18 protein-coding genes are annotated in these 21623 nt (G+C 53.0%); 9 read left to right on the top strand and 9 right to left on the bottom strand.

Annotation, left to right across the window (positions count from 1 at the left end):
- Positions 1–146 precede the first annotated feature (146 nt).
- Complete coding sequence (gene ddlA, locus FDX11_RS16170; protein WP_137398232.1) at positions 147–1241, top strand: D-alanine--D-alanine ligase; 1095 nt, start codon at positions 147–149, stop codon at positions 1239–1241.
- A gap of 21 nt (positions 1242–1262) precedes the next feature.
- On the opposite strand, the gene FDX11_RS16165 is transcribed toward ddlA, so the two are convergent.
- Positions 1263–1487 carry a DUF2754 domain-containing protein gene (locus FDX11_RS16165; RefSeq protein WP_038638102.1) on the bottom strand — a complete coding sequence of 75 codons (225 nt, stop codon included), beginning with the start codon at positions 1485–1487 and terminating at the stop codon, positions 1263–1265.
- A gap of 262 nt (positions 1488–1749) precedes the next feature.
- Between FDX11_RS16165 and FDX11_RS16160 the strand changes: the two genes are divergently transcribed.
- The gene (locus FDX11_RS16160) at positions 1750–2073 is read left to right on the top strand and encodes a YaiY family protein (protein WP_061381536.1); all 324 of its coding nucleotides are present in this window, start codon (positions 1750–1752) and stop codon (positions 2071–2073) included.
- On the opposite strand, the gene FDX11_RS16155 is transcribed toward FDX11_RS16160, so the two are convergent.
- Positions 2058–3161: a DUF1615 domain-containing protein gene (locus tag FDX11_RS16155; protein WP_061381535.1), complete on the bottom strand. Its 1104-nt coding sequence runs from the start codon at positions 3159–3161 to the stop codon at positions 2058–2060. The two genes, FDX11_RS16160 and FDX11_RS16155, sit on opposite strands and share 16 nt — an antisense overlap.
- Before the next feature lie 14 nt (positions 3162–3175).
- On the bottom strand, positions 3176–4396 hold the full coding sequence (gene sbmA, locus FDX11_RS16150; RefSeq protein ID WP_042310208.1) for a peptide antibiotic transporter SbmA: 1221 nt from the start codon (positions 4394–4396) through the stop codon (positions 3176–3178).
- A 384-nt stretch (positions 4397–4780) separates the two neighbouring features.
- On the opposite strand from sbmA, the gene ampH reads away from it, so the two are divergent.
- Complete coding sequence (gene ampH, locus FDX11_RS16145) at positions 4781–5938, top strand: D-alanyl-D-alanine-carboxypeptidase/endopeptidase AmpH (RefSeq protein ID WP_137398231.1); 1158 nt, start codon at positions 4781–4783, stop codon at positions 5936–5938.
- Between the two features lies 1 nt (position 5939).
- On the opposite strand, the gene iprA is transcribed toward ampH, so the two are convergent.
- A complete protein-coding gene (gene iprA / locus FDX11_RS16140; protein WP_137398230.1) occupies positions 5940–6563 on the bottom strand; it encodes a hydrogen peroxide resistance inhibitor IprA in 624 nt (207 codons plus the stop codon).
- A gap of 87 nt (positions 6564–6650) precedes the next feature.
- Positions 6651–9572, bottom strand: coding sequence for an autotransporter adhesin EhaB (gene ehaB, locus FDX11_RS16135; protein WP_042310212.1), 2922 nt, complete (start codon positions 9570–9572; stop codon positions 6651–6653).
- 505 nt (positions 9573–10077) lie between these two features.
- Between ehaB and hemB the strand changes: the two genes are divergently transcribed.
- Entirely contained in the window at positions 10078–11052 is a 975-nt protein-coding gene (gene hemB, locus FDX11_RS16130) for a porphobilinogen synthase (RefSeq protein ID WP_042310217.1), read from the top strand.
- Positions 11053–11131: 79 nt separating this feature from the next.
- Here the strand turns inward: hemB and tauD are convergent, their stop codons facing one another.
- Genes tauD through tauA form a run of 4 tightly spaced genes read right to left on the bottom strand, consistent with a single transcriptional unit; the run spans position 11132 to position 14548 of the window.
- Entirely contained in the window at positions 11132–11983 is an 852-nt protein-coding gene (gene tauD / locus FDX11_RS16125) for a taurine dioxygenase (protein ID WP_042310219.1), read from the bottom strand.
- Positions 11980–12810, bottom strand: a complete 831-nt coding sequence (tauC, locus tag FDX11_RS16120; protein ID WP_137398229.1) for a taurine ABC transporter permease TauC — start codon at positions 12808–12810, stop codon at positions 11980–11982. Before tauC ends, tauD begins: the two co-directional genes overlap by 4 nt.
- Positions 12807–13574, bottom strand: coding sequence for a taurine ABC transporter ATP-binding subunit (gene tauB, locus FDX11_RS16115; protein WP_069323927.1), 768 nt, complete (start codon positions 13572–13574; stop codon positions 12807–12809). Before tauB ends, tauC begins: the two co-directional genes overlap by 4 nt.
- Before the next feature lie 11 nt (positions 13575–13585).
- Positions 13586–14548 carry a taurine ABC transporter substrate-binding protein gene (gene tauA, locus FDX11_RS16110; RefSeq protein WP_137398228.1) on the bottom strand — a complete coding sequence of 321 codons (963 nt, stop codon included), beginning with the start codon at positions 14546–14548 and terminating at the stop codon, positions 13586–13588.
- Between the two features lie 343 nt (positions 14549–14891).
- Here tauA and FDX11_RS16100 point away from each other — a divergent pair, with 343 nt between their 5' ends.
- The 5 genes from FDX11_RS16100 to FDX11_RS16080 all read left to right on the top strand — a co-directional run bounded on the left by FDX11_RS16100 (position 14892) and on the right by FDX11_RS16080 (position 21617).
- Complete coding sequence (locus FDX11_RS16100) at positions 14892–15521, top strand: response regulator transcription factor (RefSeq protein ID WP_042310514.1); 630 nt, start codon at positions 14892–14894, stop codon at positions 15519–15521.
- A complete protein-coding gene (locus tag FDX11_RS16095) occupies positions 15521–17062 on the top strand; it encodes an MASE1 domain-containing protein (protein WP_137398226.1) in 1542 nt (513 codons plus the stop codon). Before FDX11_RS16100 ends, FDX11_RS16095 begins: the two co-directional genes overlap by 1 nt.
- An 85-nt stretch (positions 17063–17147) precedes the next feature.
- Positions 17148–18443: an MFS transporter family glucose-6-phosphate receptor UhpC gene (uhpC, locus tag FDX11_RS16090; RefSeq protein WP_042310226.1), complete on the top strand. Its 1296-nt coding sequence runs from the start codon at positions 17148–17150 to the stop codon at positions 18441–18443.
- Positions 18440–19471 (top strand): ABC transporter substrate-binding protein, encoded by a 1032-nt coding sequence (locus FDX11_RS16085; protein ID WP_079225275.1) that lies wholly within the window; start codon positions 18440–18442, stop codon positions 19469–19471. Before uhpC ends, FDX11_RS16085 begins: the two co-directional genes overlap by 4 nt.
- A 67-nt stretch (positions 19472–19538) precedes the next feature.
- Entirely contained in the window at positions 19539–21617 is a 2079-nt protein-coding gene (locus FDX11_RS16080; protein WP_137398225.1) for an iron ABC transporter permease, read from the top strand.
- Positions 21618–21623 lie beyond the last annotated feature (6 nt).

The following is a 21623-nucleotide window of genomic DNA, read 5'->3' as shown; positions in this document are numbered from 1 at the left end:
CAGGGAATTATGCTTGATGCGAGATCTGCGCGTTTGCGCTTATCTATTCCCCTGTTGCCCAGCAAAACAATCTGCCAGAAGCCGAGGAAACCTGCGTTTTGTCGTGGTAATGTATGTGCTTTGCATTCAAGGAATGGGTTTTTAAGATGGCAAAGTTGCGGGTAGGAATCGTATTTGGTGGTAAATCAGCGGAACATGAAGTGTCATTGCAATCGGCAAAAAATATTGTCGATGCCATCGACAAGACTCGCTTTGACGTTGTGCTGTTAGGTATTGATAAACAAGGGCAATGGCACGTTAGCGATGCCAGTAACTATCTGCTCAATTCAGACGATCCGGCGCACATTGCGCTGCGTCCTTCCACAACCAGCCTGGCTCAGGTTCCAGGTAAACAAGAGCACCAGTTGATCGATGCGCAAAACGGTCAGCCGCTGCCAACGGTCGATGTTATTTTTCCGATCGTACACGGTACGCTGGGTGAAGATGGCTCTTTGCAGGGTATGCTGCGCGTGGCGAATCTGCCGTTCGTCGGTTCTGATGTCCTGGGATCTGCGGCCTGTATGGATAAAGACGTGACCAAACGTCTGTTGCGCGATGCCGGATTAAATATCGCGCCATTTATTACACTTACTCGCGCCAATCGTAACAACATTAGCTTTGCTGAGGTGGAATCCCGCCTGGGCCTGCCGCTGTTTGTAAAACCCGCCAACCAGGGGTCGTCCGTTGGCGTTAGCAAAGTGACCAGTGAAGCGCAATACAACCAGGCCGTCGCGCTGGCATTTGAATTCGATCATAAAGTCGTGGTGGAGCAAGGGATCAAAGGTCGCGAGATCGAATGTGCAGTACTGGGCAACGATCATCCGCAGGCCAGTACCTGTGGTGAGATCGTGTTGAACAGTGATTTTTACGCTTATGACACCAAATACATTGACGATAACGGTGCCAAAGTAGTTGTTCCGGCAGCGATCGCACCAGAAATTAACGACAAGATCCGCGAGATCGCCATTCAAGCGTACCAGACGTTAGGATGTGCTGGCATGGCGCGCGTAGATGTATTCCTAACCGCAGAAAACAACGTTGTGATCAATGAGATCAACACGCTGCCGGGCTTCACTAACATCAGTATGTATCCAAAACTGTGGCAGGCGAGCGGCTTAGGCTACACCGATTTGATCACTCGCCTGATCGAACTGGCGTTGGAACGCCACGCTGCGGATAGCGCGCTGAAAACCAGTATGTAAACCCGCAAGGATGCCTGATAACTATTGGGCATCCTTCGCTTCATCATCTTCATTTTCCACGCGGCGACGGATAATTAATCCGGCCAGCCAAAAGCTAATTATCCAGGTAACCAGCCCCACCGCATAGGTTTGCCATCCCTGCGCTTCAAAACCTAATAACCCCACCACGCCATTCAGAATAAAGATAAGCCCAATAGCGAAGGCATAGTAGTGCCAGTCTCGGCGGATTTTTACAGGCAGGTTCATAACGGCTCCGGTGGATATACAACATGAAAAAGCATCCTCGCACATTTCCCCGTGGCCGTCTGTGGCATATGCGGAATTTCTGAAATGTAACTTAATTTCACTTAAGGTTAAATAATTGTGACGCACCACAAATAACCGAAATCCAGGAATAATCTCCACCTGAAATTACCAACATTCTGATATTGACAATCCTAATCACCTGTCAGACTCACAGTCAGTTACAGGCATTACGCCAAAAAGCAGGTTATTTCCGGAGGTCTTTATGGCTGATTTTACGCTCTCAAAATCCCTGTTTAAGGGCAAGCATCGGGATACCTCCTCCCTGCCCGGCAACATTGCGTATGCCGTATTTGTGCTGTTTTGCTTTTGGGCAGGCGCGCAGATTTTAAATCTGCTGGCCCACGCACCCGGCATCTATGAGCAGTTGATGCAGTTGCAAATGCAAGAGACAGGGCGCCCACGGGTTGAAATTGGTTTAGGCGTCGGTACCCTGTTTGGGCTGATCCCCTTCCTGGTCGGGAGCCTGATTCTTGGCGCCGTCGCGATAATTATCCGCTGGCGCCGCCGTCATCATAACGATGACTGAGCCATACACTTCGCCCGACGATCGTCCACGCGTTTAGCAAACCACGCGGTCGTCAGATTACGCGTGATCTTCGGGCTTTCCAACTGAATACCAGGCAGCATTTCACGCGGTAGTGATTTACCGCTCTTCGCTTCCGCCAGCTTATAGACCTTCTCGTACAGCGCAGTCTCTTCAAAGGCCAGGCTATCGCCCTTTTGCAGTTGCCGGTGGATCTCACTCTCGCTCATCTCCAGCTTCCCGGCCAGCTTGCGTACCGCCAGCTCCGTTTTGCCCGGCTCGCTGCTGCCATAGAGAATTAAATCCCCGTCCAGCGCCAGCTTCACTCCGCTGGCTTTACTGACTGCATTCTGAAAAGCCGCATTGCGGCTGGCGTACCAGCCGGCATTAAAATCTGCAAAGCGGAAAATTGGCGCACTGTAATTCGCCGGATAATTGAGCAGATGATAAGTGCCAAACCACAGTCCGCCGCGTCGGCTGAACACTTCCTGACGGACCGTCCCTGCCATTTTCCATGGATAGCCGCTGGCGTGCTGCTCGGCAAACGCAATGCTGACCTGCATCGGTCCGCCGGTATGCACCGGATTCAGTGAACCAAACAGCGTCTGCCCCATCGGTACCATATTGATGAAATCATCAAAGATGGCACTAAGCTGTTTTTCCGTCTTCACCGTATCCAGACGCTCACTGTAGCTTTTCCCCGTTGGGGAGTTAATCTTCAGCGCAGTGTGCACCACAAACAGCGGAATATGCATGCGCTCGGCGCGACGGTCGATCTCTTTCCAGGCGATTTTACTTAAGCCTGGAACCGCCGGATCGGCCTGGTAGTTTGACTCCTGTTGCGCGACCGCCAGCACCGAACAGATGTTTTCAACCGTCGGCGCCAGCTTCTGACTTTCAAACGTCTTCGCCAGATCCTGCGCCCACGCATCCCGGTCTTTCACGCTGGCGGGCATTTTCTGGCGCACCACGCTCGCCACATCGACGGCTTTCTCCCCTTTTTTTAACGGCTGCGCGGGTTGGCTACTACATCCCACCAACACCAATGCGGCCAGCCCAGACAAGGGGTAAAGACGGGAAACCGTCGACATAACATCTCCTTTTGTTAACTAAGAGTATGGGTCACTTGCTGAATATCCTGGCCATCAAGCTCGCGTTCAAAGCTGCGCAGACGCTTATAAATAGACATCAGTTCAACTAACGTTGTCCAGGAGTTAATCAGATATTGGAACGAGCCGCGCACCTGGCCAAATACGTTGGTAATTTGCGTCATCAAACCGAGCGTTATCGTACCGGCAACAATCGACGGAAACAGCAGGAACAAACCGAAAACGTTATCAACCTGCAGGTACAGAATACGGGCGATGTTAAAATACATATAGTGGAAATAGAGACGGAAATAGTTTTGCCGTACCGCATGGAACAGTTCACGCACCGTCGGCGGCGTCGCACGACTGGCATCATCTTCACCGTATACCAGTTCTTTACGGTAAGCCGCTTCCACGCGCTGGTTTTTAAACTCCAGTCCCGGAAGTTTGATCCCGACTACCGCCAGCAAGCCGGTTCCCATCAGCGACCAGACAATCGCGGCAATCACCAGCCCATAAGGGACATGTCCGATAATCGGCAGATCAGGAACATGCGCCGACAGCGTAACCAGTACCGGTAAGAAAGCAATCAGCGTCATAATCGCGTTGATAAAGCTAACGCCCATATTTTCCAGCGTGGAGGCAAAACGCATGGTGTCTTCCTGCACACGCTGTGCTGCGCCTTCGATATGCCGCAGATGCTGCCAGTGCGCCATATAGTGTTCGTTCATCGCTGTGCGCCAGCGGAACACATAGTGGCTGACGAAGAAATTGTTCATCACGCCAATGACCACGGCAATCAGCGCAATACCGAGAAAGATGCCCACTTCATTATAAAACTGCTCAATTTTCACCTTATGCGGTGCGCTGAGCGCGGTTTGAATGAGATCGTAGAATGGCGCATACCAAGCGTTGACGGCAACGCCAACCTCAACCAGAAACCAGGTTACAAAAATTATCAGTGAGGTACCCAGAATGGACCAATACTGCCAGCGGTGCGGGCTGTAGAGAAACCAGAATAGCGCGAACATCCCGACACAAAGAATGTAGTAAGCATAAAAAATCAGGTAATCCAGCGACCAGAAACGCGCTGCGCTAATCGGTACATCCCCCGACGCGCCGGTAATGCGTGCAACCCAGGCTCCCCCACCTGCTTGCCAGAATACAACAGCGACCAGTGCCCAAATAAATGCCGAAATAAAGAATGGTCCCGGCTTTGGGAAAAAAGACTTAAACATAATGCTCTCCTGCTAACTTCTTATCGTTATGACGACTGCTGTGCATTTGCCTCCGTGAAGTGCGGTGGCGAGACGGCTTACGCCCAAAAACACAAGCTGAAACCGACAATTGTGACCAGAACCGCGGCACATAGTTCGCCCCCCGGTGATGAAGAATTGTTTCTGTGGTTTTCACACTCGATAACGTTCCAGCATGTGCAGATTATCACAGCGTGAGATCACAAAAGCGAACATCCACAATCAGGGAAACGCTCACGTTTACTCATCGTTACGTTTTTCACACTATCATTGGCTGATAAGCGCTTTGCAATACGCCGTTGAGTAGTATAAATACGCATACGCACGACATCCTTTTTCACTTTTTCTAACTCATGGACACCACCGTTGAAACGTAGTCTGCTTTTTTCTGCCGCGCTGTGTGCGGCGTCATTGACATCTGTCCAGGCGGCACAGCCTATAACCGATCCGGTCTTCGCCTCTGATATCGTCGATCGTTATGCCGACCATATATTTTACGGCAGTGGTGCTACGGGGATGGCGCTCGTGGTGATTGATGGTAATCAACGCGTATTTCGCAGCTTCGGCGAAACGCGCCCCGGCAATAATGTTCATCCACAACTGGATTCCGTGATTCGCATTGCCTCTATCACCAAATTAATGACCAGCGAAGTGCTGGTGAAATTACTCGATCAAGGCACAGTTAAACTCAACGATCCATTGAGTAAATATGCACCACCTGGCGCACGCGTGCCGACTTATCAGGGCACGCCGATCACGCTGGTGAATCTGGCGACGCATACCAGCGCGCTACCGCGCGAACAGCCTGGCGGCGCAGCAAAGCGCCCGGTGTTTGTCTGGCCAACCCGCGAGCAGCGCTGGAGCTATCTCTCAACCGCTACGCTTAAAGCAGCGCCAGGATCGCAGGCTTCTTATTCAAATCTGGCATTCGACCTGCTGGCCGACGCGCTGGGCTCTGCTGCCGGTAAGCCTTATCCGCAACTGTTTGAAGAAAAAATTACCCGACCGCTGGGGATGAAAGACACCACCTTTACCCCGTCACCCGATCAGTGCAGACGCCTGATGGTCGCGGAAAAAGGCGCCAGCCCTTGTAACAATACCCTGGCGGCGATGGGCAGCGGCGGCGTCTATTCAACGCCTGGCGATATGATGCGCTGGATGCAACAGTATCTTTCTTCTGATTTTTATCATCGTAGCCAGCAAGCCGACCGTATGCAGACGCTGATTTATCAGCGTACACAGTTAACCAAAGTGATAGGGATGGACGTTCCGGGCAAAGCCGATGCGCTTGGTTTGGGCTGGGTGTATATGGCGCCGAAGAATGGTCGTCCGGGAATTATTCAAAAAACCGGTGGTGGTGGCGGTTTCATTACCTATATGGCGATGATCCCGCAGCAAAATGTCGGGGCGTTTGTCGTGGTGACCCGTTCTCCGCTGACCCGCTTTACCAATATGAGCGACGGTATCAACGATCTGGTCGCAGAGTTGAGCGGGAACAAACCGCAGGTTATTCCCGCATCCTGATTCAATACTCATAAGGCAAACGGTTAATGCTCACCAGTTTGCCTTTATTCATTTCAATATAACCACCTTTACGCAATGCCGCGAGGACCTCTGCGACAACTGAGCGTGAAATTCGTGTGCGCTGGTGAATATAGTTCATCACACCGACACGCGAGCGCAGGACGTCGTCCCATTTCGTCATGGATATCAACGTCGCGCGAATCTGATCATAGGAGTTATTGCCGATCAACTGGAGATCGCGCATTTCAAGCATGCAGTTCTGCCAGGCCAACCAGCAAAAAGCTTCGCGCCAAAGTTGGCATTGTTCAATTAAATTAATCGTTTGTGAGGCAGGAAGATGATATCCCGTACAATTACTTTCGGTTATTAATCTGTATTGTACATCGGTTTTCATCACACCATCTGAAAGCCCCATAATAAATGGTGCCTGCGCGATGCCGACCAGTACATTCTCCCCGCGTCTCAGGGAAACCATACCGCTTAAAATAATAAAGGTGTCATCGCTATTTATATCACTGGAATATATAATTTCTTTATCTTTATCACATTCAAAGTGTTTACCATATTTTGATAAACATTTATCTAGCTTACTAAATTCAAGAAGAGGTTTATTAGTAGATAACATTGCGCGTTCCTTGCAATAAATGCCCGTCAAATCCGTGACGGGCATTTTCCAGATTAAATTACCTTTACTTTCTTTGCGAGAAAGTTCTTACCAGGTATATTTAACACCCACGTTTGCAGACCAGTCTTGATCGACATCACCACCACCGAGATAATTAGCATCGGTGTACGCGCTGAAGTTTTTGGTAAAGCTGAACTGAGTACCCAGTCCAACACGTACCGCAGAACCTTCTACGCCATTGTCGATAGAATCGCCGTTTACGTTAGAATCGTTGTTAGAGTCATCGTAAACGTAGGCCAGTTTGAAGTAAGGAGTCAGAGCCTGGTCATCGCTATACGCGAAGGTATAACCTGCATCTACACCCAGTTCATAACGCATGCTGTCATAAGACTGACCGTCAACTTTCATGTCGTTGCTCAGCTTATAGTCATCACCAGACTGGAACAGACCGGATACGCTGCCGTAAGGCGTTACGTAACCTGCGTCACCCAGCTTCAGGTCATAACCCAGTTTCAAGCCAAAGCCCCAGGCATCAGAAGAGGTGCTGCCATCAACATACTGACCGTTGCTCATGTTGGCAGACAGATCGTTGTTGAAGTGAGAGTAGCTTAAGTTGCCGTCAACAAAGATGTTGTTGGCAAAGTGAGCAGAAGAGTAGATGTAGGCAGTCTGGCTGTCTTGATCCACCTGACCGGTACGGTCGCTCATATCGCCTTTCGCGAAGCCTGCTGCGGCACCGACAATCCACTTAGCGTTGTTACCATCAATTTTGGAATCAACACCGACCATAATGCCGTTAACATCCTGATCATAGTTAATAGTGCCGTTATCCGCATCGAAGCTACCACCGAAGTAGCTTACCCATGCACCACCGTTATCAACCAGACCATGACGTGCGTTAGTCAGACGAGTACCAACGGTATCTTGTTCCAGGTTCCAGATATTGGTGTTAGCAGACGGGATGCTCAGCGCCATGTTCGCGTAGTCAGTCAGCTCCATCTGCTGCAGAACAACAGTGTTACCCTGCTGCTGCGCCTGATAGGTGTATGCGCCGAGGTCAGCTTTGTTAGCTGCAGAGAAGGTCGCATTGCTGTTGGTATCGTTAACGTAGATCAGCTCGTTGCCTTTGTAATCAGCAACAGAACCTGCGCCAGTGGCGTTATCAATACGAACTTTATAGTTACCGGTTGCTGCGGCTACATGGTCGCCATAGTTGTCAACTTCAGACTGATCGCCGGAGGTGTCAGCATCGCCATTACCGTTGATAGTCAGGTGACCATCAGAGTTCATTGCGATTACGCCATAACCGTAGTTAGCCTGGGTTTTGTCGTTAGTGCGGTCGTTAGTCAGGTCAGCATTCAGCACATAGTTGCTGCTGTTGATGTCGAAAACGCCTGCATTAACATTGTTGTATGCATCGGTGTAGCTGGTCAGATTCAGGGTATCAACCTGCAGCGCATTACCGGTACTGTTGCCAACATCCAGAACACCGTTGTTAGTAACGTTAATGGTGTTTGCATACAGCGCAGCATCCAGCACATTCCAACCAGCAGATACGTCGTCAGCAATCGTTACAGTACTGTTGTCGATAGACAGAGTATCAGTTGCAACATGACCATCTTCGTTGATGTTCAGTGCAGAAGCACCGGTCAGAGAGATAGAGTCAGCAACCAGCTCAGAATCACCCACGTTGACGACGGAACCGCTGTTGATGCTCAGGGTATCAATCAGAGACGTTTTAGTGGTATCCCACTGTGACGCGCCGTTCAGCGTGACGTTGAACAGACCGCTCTGATAGACCGCATTACCCACTACGTGGCCATTTTCGTCATAAGAGGTCGTGTCGCTATCGATGCCGTAGGTTGAATCAGGCCACAGGCTGTTAGCGGCGATATCGATCAGCGTTGCGGTGGCTTCAGTGCCCGCAGCGTAGCTGTCGTAAACACCGTCACCATCGGTGTCAACCTGATGCACAGACATTGCCGCACCAACCCACTTACTACCATTGTTCAGGGTCAGATCCAGACGGTCAGTACCGTCCCAACCGTTGGTATCCAGATCGGCATCGGTATCACGATAAGAGTCAGCACCGTTCGGGAAGAAGTTCTCATCGAAGTTGCTGGAGAACAGCACGTCACCCATCAGCGTGGAATTGTTAAACGTTGCGGTGGTCTGCATCGCGTTATCTGCATTTGGATTTGCAATAGCTGCTAATGCAATATCGTCTGCAGTGTAAGTGCCGCTGTAGTCGCTTGCATTGCTGGTGTTACCAAACCAGCCGGTAGTGCCTTCGTCAGTCCATGAACCAGAGGTCAGAGTAGAGTCAGTAACAGCGATGGTGTTGTTAAATACTTCACTGCTGTTTACGCCGGTGCTGACGGTATTATCGTCAATATCTGCCCACTCGTAACCCTGCGTCAGGGTAATGCCAGCGACGTGAGAGTTGGCGGAGATAGACAGATCAACTTCTTGATCCAGAGTGATAGCAGTGCCCAGGTTATAAACGTCTACAACGTGCGTATCGGCTGCGTCATTATAGGTACCGTTGTAGGTATAATGCTCGTAGTTGTCATCGATAGTTGAATTAATAACGTTCATCGCCAGGCGATCGTAGTAATAGTCTGTACCCGTACGGTTAGTACAATCCGTTGTCATGCACTCGGATGTCACCATACCGTGAATGGTACTGTTTTTGATCGTCAGGCTGTTGTTATTGGTGTTAGTAGAGAGTCCATCATCCAGATAATAAGTTGAAATCACGCCGTTGACGGTGGCGTTATTAATTACCGGATAAATATCACCGTTATAAATACTATCAGTGTCGTAGTTGTTCCAACCCACATATCCATCGTAGTAAACGCCATCAGAATAGGAGGCGTCATTATAATGGGTAAAAGTGGTATAGGTGGTCCCAGAGATATCAGTTGAAGCATTCGCCTGAGAAGTGATTGCCAAAGTGCAGGCTAATGCTAATTGTGAGACTACGAGTTTCTTTTTCCAAGTGTGCATTTGTCATCCCTCCTCAGGGACGTAATATAGTTGATCCATCAATTATCAATGCATAGAAAACATTTTATGTTTCGCAGGGAGGATTATGCGATGTCATAGCCGAAAGGTTCAATTATTCTTTGTCTTAAGTCCGAATCCGGACGGGCAATAAAAGTTTCGAAACAAAAACGCCAGTAATTTATAAAATCACTTTATTTTTTAATCAATTAACATTAATAAAACCGCATAATAAATACGTTCTAATTATAAATAAAAACAAAACAGATACGAGAGAAATAAATAGCTAACCAATACCTTTTAGTTAAAATAAAATTAAATAAAACTAAATCCACGTTGAAATTTATCAATATAAAAAATAATTACAATCACAAAAATGCAAATAATAGATAGGTTAAGAGGTAGCAAAGAGAGCCCACCATCCCCACATAACGCCAACTTTCGTAAACCACCCGCCATCAGGTTCGGGTATACTACGGCCTTCGATTCCACAAACATCAGGCATACCATGACAGACCTAATCCAACGCCCTCGCCGCCTGCGCAAATCTCCTGCGCTACGCGCTATGTTTGAAGAGACAACACTCAGCTTAAATGACCTGGTGTTGCCGATCTTTGTTGAAGAAGAACTCGACGATTACAAAGCTATCGACGCCATGCCAGGCGTGATGCGCATTCCAGAGAAACACCTGGCCCGCGAGATTGAACGCATTGCCAATGCAGGTATCCGTTCGGTCATGACCTTCGGTATTTCCCACCACACCGACGACACCGGCAGCGACGCATGGAAAGAAGATGGTCTGGTGGCGCGCATGTCGCGTATCTGTAAGCAGACCGTACCGGAAATGATCGTCATGTCCGACACTTGCTTCTGTGAATACACCTCGCATGGTCACTGCGGTGTGTTGTGCGATCATGGCGTTGATAATGATTTAACCCTTGCCAACCTCGGCAAACAGGCAGTCGTTGCTGCCGCTGCGGGTGCAGATTTTATCGCGCCTTCCGCCGCAATGGACGGTCAGGTGCAGGCGATTCGCCAGGCGCTGGATGCTGCGGGCTTCACCGATACCGCGATCATGTCCTACTCCACTAAGTTTGCCTCTTCTTTCTATGGCCCGTTCCGTGAAGCAGCAGGTACGGCGCTGAAGGGCGATCGTAAAACCTATCAGATGAACCCGATGAACCGCCGCGAGGCGATTCGCGAATCACTGCTGGATGAAGCCCAGGGCGCAGACTGCCTGATGGTGAAACCGGCCGGCGCGTACCTCGATATTCTGCGCGATATCCGCGAACGCACCGAACTGCCAATTGGCGCTTATCAGGTCAGCGGTGAATACGCGATGATCAAGTTCGCGGCGATGGCGGGTGCTATCGATGAAGAGAAAGTGGTGCTGGAAAGCTTAGGGTCGATCAAACGCGCGGGCGCGGATCTGATCTTCAGCTACTTTGCGCTGGATCTGGCTGAGAAAAAAATTCTGCGTTAATTTACCTTGTGCCGGATGGCGGCTTCGCCTTATCGGGCCTGCTCTACTGTAGGTCCGGTCAGCGAAGCGCCAGCGCCATTTATCCCGCCCGATAAAAAGGTTTGTCCCCCAGAATCGTCGCCCGGTGCATAATGCGCCTCTGCGGCAGATAATCCGCATTGGCGTAGTGCTGCGTCACGCGATTATCCCAAATCGCCACATCGTTAGGCTGCCAGCGCCAGCGCACCTGGAACTCCGGTTTGGTGATGTGTGCAAACAGGAATCCCAGCAGCGCCTCGCTCTCTTTTTCCGTTACATCGACAATTCGTGTGGTAAATCCTTCATTCACAAACAGCGCCTGCTTACCCGTTACCGGATGGGTACGCACCACCGGGTGCAGCAACGGCGGATGTTTGGCGACCGCCTCCAGCCAGCGCTGATGCTCCTCTGGCGTCTGGCGATATTTATATTCCTGAAACGATTTACGAAAATCATGCTCTGCCCGCAGGCCGCTCAGCAGCTGGCGAAACGGCTGTGAGAGAGCATCATAAGCAGCAATCCCGCTGGTCCACAGCGTATCTCCCCCGGTCGATGGCAACTCTTTTGCCGCCAGAATCGCGCCCGCTGGCGGCGTGTCGATAAACGTCACATCAGTGTGCCAGTTGTCGTTATCGGGCGGATTATCGTTGTGGGTATCCAGCACGATTATTTCGTCCACCCCTTCGGCGTGTGGGTAGACCGGATGAATATGCAGGTCGCCAAAACGTAGCGCCAGCGCGCGCTGCTGCTGTGGCGTAATAATCTGCTCACGCAGGAACACCACCTGGTGGCGCAATACAGCATGATAAAGCTGTTCAAACTGGTTATCGCTTAATGGACGCGTTAAATCCGCGCCGGTAATTTGTGCACCAATGTACGGCCCCAGCGGGGTAATGCTCAGACGTTCACTCATTGTACTTCTCCATGCCAGGGCGTCAGACGGCGCTGAAGCGCGCGCAGACCCAGCTCTAAAATAAACGCGATAACGGCAATTACCGCGATCCCCGCCAGCACAACATCCGTTGCCAGAAACTCACCGGCTGATTGCACCATGAATCCTAAACCTCGCGTCGCGGCAATCAGCTCCGCCGCCACCAGGGTCGACCACCCCACGCCCAGTCCAATGCGCAGTCCGGTCAAAATCTCCGGCAAGGCACCTGGTAAAATCACAAACCACAGCATCTGCGCACGGCTGGCCCCCAGCGACTGCGCGGCCCGGATTCTCACCTGCTGCGCACTTTTTACGCCCGCCAGCGCCGACATCGCCACAGGGGCGAAAATCGCCAGGTAAATCAGCAGGATCTTGGAGGTTTCACCAATACCAAACCAGATAACCATCAGCGGCAAATAGGCCAATGGCGGTACCGGACGGTACAGTTCAATGATGGGATCGAGTATGCCGCGAATCGTCGGGCTCAGTCCCATGGCGATGCCAACCGGAATCCCCAGTAGCACCGCCGCCAGCAACGCGATAACAATACGCGTCAAACTGGCCGCCAGATGCTGCCACAGCGTGGCATCCATAAACCCCTGCGGCCCGGCAATGGTGAGCAGTTTTTGCAAAACCTGTCCCGGCGGCGGCAGAAACAATGGGCTGATTAACTGCAGCGCCGCCACCGTCCACCACAGCGCCAAAATCACGGCCAACGTACCGAGGCTTAAAGTCATCTGGCGCGAGAATGGCCAACGCCAGTTCAGCGCCCGCGGGCGGCGAGGTTTGTCATTAATCACCACGCTCATGAGAAGGCCTCCCGTTGTTCAAAGACACGACTTAACACATACTCACGCATGGCGATAAACTGCGGATCGGACTTAATGCTGCGACTCGCCTCTCCAGCCACAAAACGCCGGGCAAAATTAAGCGGCAGTCGTTCCAGCACCCGACCAGGACCTGGCGACAGCAATACCAGTTCCGTGGCCATAAACACCGCTTCTTCGATATCATGGGTAATCAACAACACCTGTTTCCCCGTTTCATGCCAAAGTTTCAGCAGCAGGGTTTGCATCTGCTCGCGGGTAAAGGCGTCGAGTGCGCCAAACGGCTCATCCAGCAGCAACAGCTGCGGGTTGGCCGCCAGCGCCCGGGCAATGCCGACGCGCTGACGCTGCCCACCGGAAAGCTGCCAGATAAAGCGTTTTTCCGCGCCCTCCAGCCCCACTTTCTGCAACATTTCCTGAGCAATACGCTGACGCTGCGGCTTCTCCATGCCCGTCAGTTGCAGACCGAAGGTGACGTTGTCCTGCACGTTGCGCCAGGGCAACAGACCTTCATTCTGAAACACCACTCCACGTTCTGCGCCAGGTCCTTCGACCTTACTGCCCGCCAGCATAATGCTGCCGTGTTGATACGGTACAAATCCGGCAATCAGATTTAACAATGTGGTTTTCCCACAACCGGAAGGTCCCAGCACCACCAGCAGTTCACCGCTATCGAGCGTCAGGTTGATATCTTCAAGTACCGGTTTGCCGCCGTAACTGGCATTAAGATGAGAGATTTGCAGCATCAGCGTCCCCTTTATTGCACGAAACGATCGGTCACGTACTGGCTATAATCCGTCGCGACGGCGGGAACTTTGCCCTGCTCTTTGAGAAACTGCGCGGTGTCGATAATCGCTTTGTTTACCGGTCCGGTAAGCTCGGCGGTTTGCTGCTGCGGAGTCAGATAGGTGTTACCTTTCACCAGCCCCGGGATATCCGCCTCTGGCACACCGCTTAAGCGCGCCAGCTTGCTAATATTCTCCGGTTGTTTGAGCCAGGCATCCGGGTTGGCGATATAGGGCTGCTGCGCATCGATGGCGCTTTTCGCAAATGCTTTCACTACTTCAGGGTATTTCTCGGCAAAATCTTTGCGTACTACCCAGACGTCAAGCGTTGGCGCCCCCCATTCACCGACTTTTTCCGAGTCAGTCAGTACCTTGCCGTCTTTTTCCAGCGCATTGACTGCAGGCGCCCAGACGTACGCGCCGTCAATATCTCCGCGCTGCCAGGCGGCAATAATCGCCGGCGGCTGAAGGTTCACAATCTCTACCTGGCCGGGTTTAATCCCCCAATGTTTCAGCGCTGCCAGCAGGCTGTAATGAGTGGTGGAAATAAACGGCACGGCAATGCGCTTACCAATCAAATCTTCCGGTTTACTGATGTTTTTCTTCACCACCAGCGCTTCAGAATTGCCAAGCTTTGACGCCAGCAGGAAAACCTCAATCGGCACCTGCTGGCTGGCCGCTACCGCCAGCGGACTGGAGCCGAGGTTACCGATCTGTACGTCGCCGGATGCCAACGCGCGGACGATACTCGCGCCGCTGTCGAACTTGCGCCAGTCAACGGTGGCTCCACTCTCTTTAGCAAAGGTGTTATCCGCCTGCGCCACTTTGGCGGGTTCGGCGGAAGTTTGATACGCGACGGTGACGTTCACCGCCTGCGCCTGAAATGCGATGAATGCCAGTGCGGCAAGAAGTGCGTTACGCGATGAAATAGCCATGATTGTCTGCTCCCCAGTCTTGTTATGGGGGCAGTATTTCGTTGCGGCACACTTTGATAAAGGAATTAAAAATTCTGGCTAAGAACAAAGCGTTTTTAGAAAAAAACCGGCAATGCTTATACACAAAATCATTCAAGATGCGTCGAGGCGGCAAGGGAAGAAATCCCCAGGAGCATAGATAACTATGTGACTGGGGTTTCACAGTGCAGCCAACAAAGAGGCAGCTTGAAGGATGAAGTGTATTGCGATTTTGTTACATTCGTTACATAACTGCGCCTGGATGATTGCCAGCGCTGCGCTGGCAGGCATCATAGACGCTATTGTCAGGCAAGAGAGCAATATCATGATTCATGTTGTGCTGGTGGATGACCATGTGGTGGTGCGTTCCGGCTTTGCGCAATTACTCAGTCTCGAAGATGATCTCAACGTCATCGGCCAGTTCAGCAGCGCGGCCCAGGCCTGGCCTGCATTACTGCATGACGACGTCAGCGTTGCGGTGATGGACATCGCCATGCCGGATGAAAATGGCCTGAGCCTGCTAAAACGACTGCGGGCGCAGAAGCCCGGTTTTCGCGCCATTATTCTTAGCATTTATGACTCGCCAACGTTTGTACAAAGCGCACTGGATGCTGGCGCCAGCGGCTATCTGACCAAGCGCTGCGGACCGGAAGAACTGGTGCAGGCGGTACGTTCGGTAGGTATGGGCGGGCATTATCTGTGCGCCGATGCGCTGCGAGCCTTACGCGGCGGCGAACAGCCCGCGCAGGTCCTGGAGGTACTGACCCCGCGCGAGCGCGAAGTGTTTGATCTATTGGTCAAAGGCGACAGCGTGAAAGAAATTGCCTTTAAGCTCGACCTTAGCCACAAAACAGTACACGTCCACCGCGCGAACGTGCTGGGCAAACTGCAATGCCACAGCACTATCGAGCTGGTGCATTTTGCCCTCGACCACCAGCTACTGACGGGGCATTAATGTCGCGTAACCTTCGTCATTGGGTAATCTCCCTGTTTATTCTGCTGGCCTGGGGATCGGGCTGGTTGATGCTGTGGACGCTGGGATTTTACCTGACCCACAACGGTCAACAGGCGGCATTATTCCTGCCACACGGGGTCTATCTTGCACTGTTGATTCTGCTTTCTCGCCGCTACTGGCCCGCGTTGGTGCTGCCGCCGGTACTGATGCTGTTCTGGCTGCACAGCGAGCAATTATTGAATGGCTATATTTTGCTGGTAGCCCCATTCATAAGCCTTCTTCCAGCGAGCATCGGTCAGTCATACTGGCACCGCTTCCCCCTGTACTGGCAACGCTTGACGCTGTTGCTGACCGCCGTCACCGTCACGTCATTGCTTAATACCGCCCTGCTGTCACCGTTTATCGCAAGCCCGGCAACGTTAATTGGCCTGGCGTCGTTTACCGGCGGCATGCTGCTGACGCCATTTGTCTATCTGATCTATGAATTTCTGCGCCAGCAGCACCGTTATCATTTGCTCGGATTGGATACTACCAATCCCCCACTGCGCACCTCGCTTATCATCTGGTGCAGCCTGTTTTTTATTATTGGCATTGGCACACAGATGGTGCTGTCGCCGGATATCGAGCGCCTGCTGCTGATCGTGGTGTTTTTACCAAACGTGGTGATGGCATGGAAATTTGGCTGGCAGGGCGGCGTGTTGTCCGGATTGCTCGGCAGTATGATGATCACCATCGCCCGGCAGATAGGCGTGGGGTTCAGCAATCTGCTTGAACTGGAGATTTTCCTCGCCACCCAGGCGCTACTGGGTATAGGGCTGGGGATCGCCATCAGCCGCCAGCAGCATCTGGCGCAAAACTTGCACCATTATCGCCAGCGTCTGGAAGCCGAACTGACGGCACGCCGTGCGCTGACCGAACAACTGATTCGTACCGAGGAAGACACGCGAAAAAGTTTAGCGCGCGAACTACATGACGAAATAGGCCAGAACATCACCGCCATCCAGATTCAGACGCAACTGGTCAAACGTGCGCCAGGTCGCGAGCAAACGCTTGAGGCGGCGAATCAGATCAACGATCTTGCCCGGCGCATTCACCACTCCACCCGTCAGCTTCTGCGCCAGCTGCGCCCGCCCGCGCTCGATGAACTGTCTTTCAAAGATGCGCTGCATCATCTGGTGAATGAATTTGCCTTTGCCGAACGGGGAATCCGCTGCCGATTTAATTACCATCTGGAAAATACGCCAGAAAATGAAACGGTGCGCTTCACGCTGTACCGCCTGATGCAGGAACTGCTCAATAACATCTGTAAGCATGCCGATGCCAGCGAGGTATCGATTACGCTACGCCAGCGGGAACACCGCCTGTCTCTGGAGGTCGATGACAACGGCGTGGGTATCCTCCCGGAAAAAATCCCCGGTTTCGGTATCCAGGGGATGCGTGAGCGGGTAAGCGCCCTCGGTGGCGAACTCACGCTGGAATCGAACCACGGCACGCGGGTAATTGTTAACCTGCCCACAAATTTGCAACAAACCAGCCGCTAACCAGGAAAAAGTCTTAGTCACTGCGGACTTTCTCTCATCCCCTTTTGCTTTCACTTTCCTATAGTCAGCACAAACGGAGACCGCCATGCACGCACGCGAAACAGACCAACAATACCGGACGCTACGTCCCCGCCTGCTGATGTGTATGGTGATTGGCTACGCCGCGTTTTATCTGACGCGCAAAAGCGTCAACTATGTACTCCCGGCGCTGCAAACAGATCTGGGGCTGGATAAAGGCGATATCGGTCTGCTGGGATCGCTGTTTTATCTGACCTACGGCCTGTCGAAATTCGCCGCCGGATTGTGGCACGACAGCCATGGGCAGCGTGCATTCATGGGGATCGGCCTGTTTGCCACTGGTGTTTTGAACGTGGTGTTCGCCTTTGGTGAATCGCTGACGCTGCTGCTGGCGGTCTGGACGCTGAACGGATTTTTTCAGGGCTGGGGCTGGCCGCCCTGCGCCCGCCTGCTGACCCACTGGTACTCGCGCAACGAACGCGGCTTCTGGTGGGGCTGCTGGAATATGTCGATCAACATCGGCGGGGCCATCATCCCGCTGATTAGCGCCTTTGCCGCCCTCTGGTGGGGCTGGCAGGCAGCGATGCTGGCACCAGGGATAATCAGCATGGCGTTAGGCATCTGGCTCACCCTGCAACTGAAAGGCACGCCCCAGGAAGAGGGATTACCGACGGTTGGAGAGTGGCGGCACGATCCGCTGGAGCTACGTCAGGAGCAGCAAAGCCCGCCGATGGGGCTGTGGCAAATGTTACGCACCACCATGCTGAAGAACCCGATGATCTGGCTGCTTGGCGTGTCGTATGTACTGGTCTATTTGATCCGCATTGCGCTCAACGACTGGGGCAACATCTGGCTGACGGAAAGCCACGGCGTGAATCTGCTCAGCGCCAATGCCACAGTGATGTTGTTTGAAGTCGGCGGCTTGCTCGGCGCGCTGTTTGCCGGATGGGGCTCGGATCTGCTGTTCAGCGGTCAGCGCGCGCCAATGATACTGCTGTTCACGCTGGGGCTGATGGTTTCCGTCGCCGCGCTGTGGCTGGCCCCGGTGCACCACTACGCGCTACTGGCAGTGTGTTTCTTTACCGTGGGCTTTTTTGTGTTTGGCCCGCAGATGTTGATTGGTCTGGCTGCTGTCGAATGCGGACACAAAGCGGCGGCAGGTTCAATCACCGGTTTTCTCGGGCTGTTCGCCTATCTGGGTGCCGCGCTGGCGGGTTGGCCGCTGTCGCTGGTCATAGAACACTACGGCTGGTCGGGAATGTTCAGTTTGCTCTCGGTTGCCGCTGTTTTTATGGGTTTATTGCTGATGCCATTGCTCATTGCGGGCATTACCCCTTCTCTCAGTCAAAGGATAAAACAATGAAACTGACGCTTACCTCTACCCTGATTGCCTCTGCTCTGACGCTGGCGGCCTTCAGCAATGCGGCACAAGCCCAGGGTCGTCTGGTGGTGTATTGCAGCGCCACCAACGAAATGTGCGAAACCGAAACCAAAGCCTTCGGCGACAAATATGATGTGAAAACCTCATTTATTCGTAACGGCTCCGGCAGCACACTGGCGAAGGTCGATGCCGAGAAGAAAAACCCGCAGGCGGATGTGTGGTACGGCGGTACGCTGGATCCACAATCCCAGGCCGGTGAAATGGGCCTGCTGCAGCCGTACAAATCGCCTAACCTCGCGCAGATCATGGAGAAGTTCCGCGATCCGGCGAAAGTAAAAGGTAACCTCTCCTCGGCGGTGTATGTCGGTATTCTGGGCTTTGGCGTTAATACTCAGCGTCTGAAAGAGAAAAACCTGCCGGTGCCGAAATGCTGGAAGGATCTGACCAAACCAGAATACAAAGGGGAAATCCAGATTGCTGACCCACAGAGTTCAGGCACCGCCTACACTGCGCTGGCGACCTTCGCCCAGCTGTGGGGTGAGGATCAGGCTTTTGATTACCTGAAACAGCTCAACGCCAACGTCTCCCAGTACACCAAATCCGGCATTGCTCCGGCGCGTAATGCCGCCCGTGGCGAAACGGCGATCGGCATTGGCTTCCTGCACGACTATTCGCTGGAAAAAGAACAGGGCGCACCGCTGGAGCTGATCTCCCCGTGCGAAGGCACCGGCTATGAGATCGGCGGCGTCAGCATCCTGAAAGGCGCGCGTAACCTCGACAACGCCAAACTGTTCGTTGACTGGGTGCTGTCGAAAGACGCCCAGGAGCTGGCATGGAAGAAAGGTAAATCCTATCAGATCCTGACCAACACCACCGCCGAGACCTCGCCGAACTCGCTGAAGCTCGACGACCTGAAGCTTATCAATTACGACATGGATAAGTACGGCTCGACCGACGTACGTAAAGCCCTGATCAATAAGTGGGTTAGCGAAGTTAAGATGGGTAAATAAGCCCACGTTGCGTTCATTTGCCGGGCACGGCGTAAGCGCCCGCCCGGCCTGAAATACCGGAACCGCTATGTCACACACACTTGCACTCCATCCCGTGAAAAAACGGGATGCGATATTTTTTTGGGTTTTGCTCGGCTGGCTGGCGTTTGCCCTGCTGCCAAGCTGGAGCCTGGACTACGGTCTGCTGGAGTCGACGGGCGAGGAAATACTCGCCGCCTACGGCTGGTCACAATTCAATATCAGTTGGTTATGGTATCTGCTACCGAGCCTGCTGCTGGTGCGCCCGTTCCATGAAGCCAGACGCGAACAGCGCGGCCGCCATTATCTTGACGCAGGCTGGGCATTCTTCTGCATGGCCTTTATCGTCGCCAGCGCCACGCTTGAAGGTCGCGGCTTAGGCTATGCCACCATCGTGCTGTTTGTGGCGCTGGGCGCAATTATGACCCTGGCGCTTACCCGTCTGGAATGGCTGGGTGGCGACCGTTTCGTCATCGGCTCGCTGACCGCGATTGTCGCGCTGATCGGTATTTTTATCGTCTGGCCGAGCATCGCCATTTTCATTCCGATGTTCACCAACGACGCCGGGGAGTTTGCTCCGCTGGCGTTTATGAATGTGCTGTCACAGGCGCATATCATTCAGGTGATCCTCAACTCGATTATGCTGTCGATTGCCGTCGGCGTCGGCTGTACCTTCTTCGGCCTGGTACTGGCTATCTACACGACCCGTATCGCCAGACGTAGCGCCATCATCGGACGTATCTTCTCGATTCTGCCGATCGTCACCCCGCCGTTTGTCGTCGGTTTAGGCGTTACGCTGATGATGGGTCGCTCCGGTTACATCACCGAATTTATGGTCGACTGGTTCGGCTTAACCAACACCAACTGGCTGTACGGTTTTACCGGCATCTGGCTGGCGCAGGTGCTGGCCTTTACGCCGATGGCGTTTATGATCCTCGACGGGGCGATCAAGACCATTCATCCATCTTTGGAAGAAGCGTCATACACCCTGCGCGCCAACCGCTGGCAGACCTTTAACGGCGTGTTTGTCCCGCTACTGAAACCGGCGCTGGCGAACGCCTTTTTGATTGTGGTGGTACAGTCGCTGGCCGACTTCAGTAACCCGCTGGTGCTAGGCGGTAACTTCGACGTGCTGGCAACGCAAATTTACTTCTACATCACCGGCTCGCAGCTCGATTATCAGGCCGCCAGTACGCTGGGCGCGTTCCTGCTGCTGTTCTCGCTGCTGGTATTCTGTGTGCAGTACATGTGGATCGGCAAGCGCTCCTACGTGACGGTCTCCGGTAAATCCTACCGGGGCGACGTCCAGCCGCTGCCAGTGACGCTGGTGTGGAGCGTGGTTGCGCTGCTGGCGGTGTGGATTGCCTTTAACGCCCTGCTCTACGGCAGCATTTTCTACGGCAGTTTCACCGTTAACTGGGGCGTGGACTACACCCTGACGCTGGCGAACTTTACCAAACTGTTCGGTCAGGGGATGAGCGACGGCGCGTGGCCTTCACTGCTCGACACTCTGCTCTACGCCGGGATTGCCGCGCCGATCACCGCGATCTTTGGTCTGCTGATCGCGTGGATTGTGGTACGCCAGCAGTTTAAAGGTAAAAAAACCATCGAGTTCACCACCATGCTGTGCTTTGCCGTTCCCGGCACCGTAGCGGGCGTGTCGTACATTCTGGCCTTTAACAGCGCCCCGGTGTACCTCACCGGCACTGCCGCCATCGTGATTATCTCCATGGTGATGCGTAACGTACCGGTCGGTATCCGGGCGGGCATCGCGGGCTTAGGCCAAATCGATAAATCGCTGGATGAAGCCTCGCTTAGCCTGCGTGCCGGTTCCCTGCGGACCATTACGCATATCCTGCTACCGCTGCTGCGCCCGGCGATCCTCTCGGCGCTGATCTATAGCTTTGTGCGCGCCATTACCACCGTCAGCGCCATTGTGTTCCTTGTGACGCCGGATACCCGCGTGGCGACGGCCTACATCCTCAACCGCGTGGAAGACGGTGAGTACGGGGTGGCGATTGCCTACGGTTCGATTCTGATCGTGGTGATGCTGGCGATTATTTTCATCTTTGACTGGCTGATCGGCGAATCACGTACCTCCCGTTCAAAAGCTAAAAACCAGGCGTAATGGAGC

The sequence above is a fragment of the Citrobacter sp. wls714 genome, from assembly GCF_005281025.1.
Taxonomy (GTDB): Bacteria; Pseudomonadota; Gammaproteobacteria; order Enterobacterales; family Enterobacteriaceae; genus Citrobacter; species Citrobacter werkmanii.
The sequence above is the reverse complement of the archived record's forward strand: the minus strand, read 5'-3'. Positions and strand labels throughout refer to the sequence as shown.

Coding starts and splice junctions, on each gene's coding strand:
- FDX11_RS16080 (WP_137398225.1), top strand. CDS start 19,539: ATGTCACACACACTTGCACTCCATCCCGTGAAAAAACGGGATGCGATA.
- FDX11_RS16160 (WP_061381536.1), top strand. CDS start 1,750: ATGGCTGATTTTACGCTCTCAAAATCCCTGTTTAAGGGCAAGCATCGG.
- FDX11_RS16100 (WP_042310514.1), top strand. CDS start 14,892: ATGATTCATGTTGTGCTGGTGGATGACCATGTGGTGGTGCGTTCCGGC.
- tauA (WP_137398228.1), bottom strand. CDS start 14,548: ATGGCTATTTCATCGCGTAACGCACTTCTTGCCGCACTGGCATTCATC.
- FDX11_RS16155 (WP_061381535.1), bottom strand. CDS start 3,161: ATGTCGACGGTTTCCCGTCTTTACCCCTTGTCTGGGCTGGCCGCATTG.
- FDX11_RS16165 (WP_038638102.1), bottom strand. CDS start 1,487: ATGAACCTGCCTGTAAAAATCCGCCGAGACTGGCACTACTATGCCTTC.
- sbmA (WP_042310208.1), bottom strand. CDS start 4,396: ATGTTTAAGTCTTTTTTCCCAAAGCCGGGACCATTCTTTATTTCGGCA.
- ddlA (WP_137398232.1), top strand. CDS start 147: ATGGCAAAGTTGCGGGTAGGAATCGTATTTGGTGGTAAATCAGCGGAA.
- iprA (WP_137398230.1), bottom strand. CDS start 6,563: ATGTTATCTACTAATAAACCTCTTCTTGAATTTAGTAAGCTAGATAAA.
- FDX11_RS16095 (WP_137398226.1), top strand. CDS start 15,521: ATGTCGCGTAACCTTCGTCATTGGGTAATCTCCCTGTTTATTCTGCTG.
- hemB (WP_042310217.1), top strand. CDS start 10,078: ATGACAGACCTAATCCAACGCCCTCGCCGCCTGCGCAAATCTCCTGCG.
- tauC (WP_137398229.1), bottom strand. CDS start 12,810: ATGAGCGTGGTGATTAATGACAAACCTCGCCGCCCGCGGGCGCTGAAC.
- FDX11_RS16085 (WP_079225275.1), top strand. CDS start 18,440: ATGAAACTGACGCTTACCTCTACCCTGATTGCCTCTGCTCTGACGCTG.
- ehaB (WP_042310212.1), bottom strand. CDS start 9,572: ATGCACACTTGGAAAAAGAAACTCGTAGTCTCACAATTAGCATTAGCC.
- uhpC (WP_042310226.1), top strand. CDS start 17,148: ATGCACGCACGCGAAACAGACCAACAATACCGGACGCTACGTCCCCGC.
- tauB (WP_069323927.1), bottom strand. CDS start 13,574: ATGCTGCAAATCTCTCATCTTAATGCCAGTTACGGCGGCAAACCGGTA.
- tauD (WP_042310219.1), bottom strand. CDS start 11,983: ATGAGTGAACGTCTGAGCATTACCCCGCTGGGGCCGTACATTGGTGCA.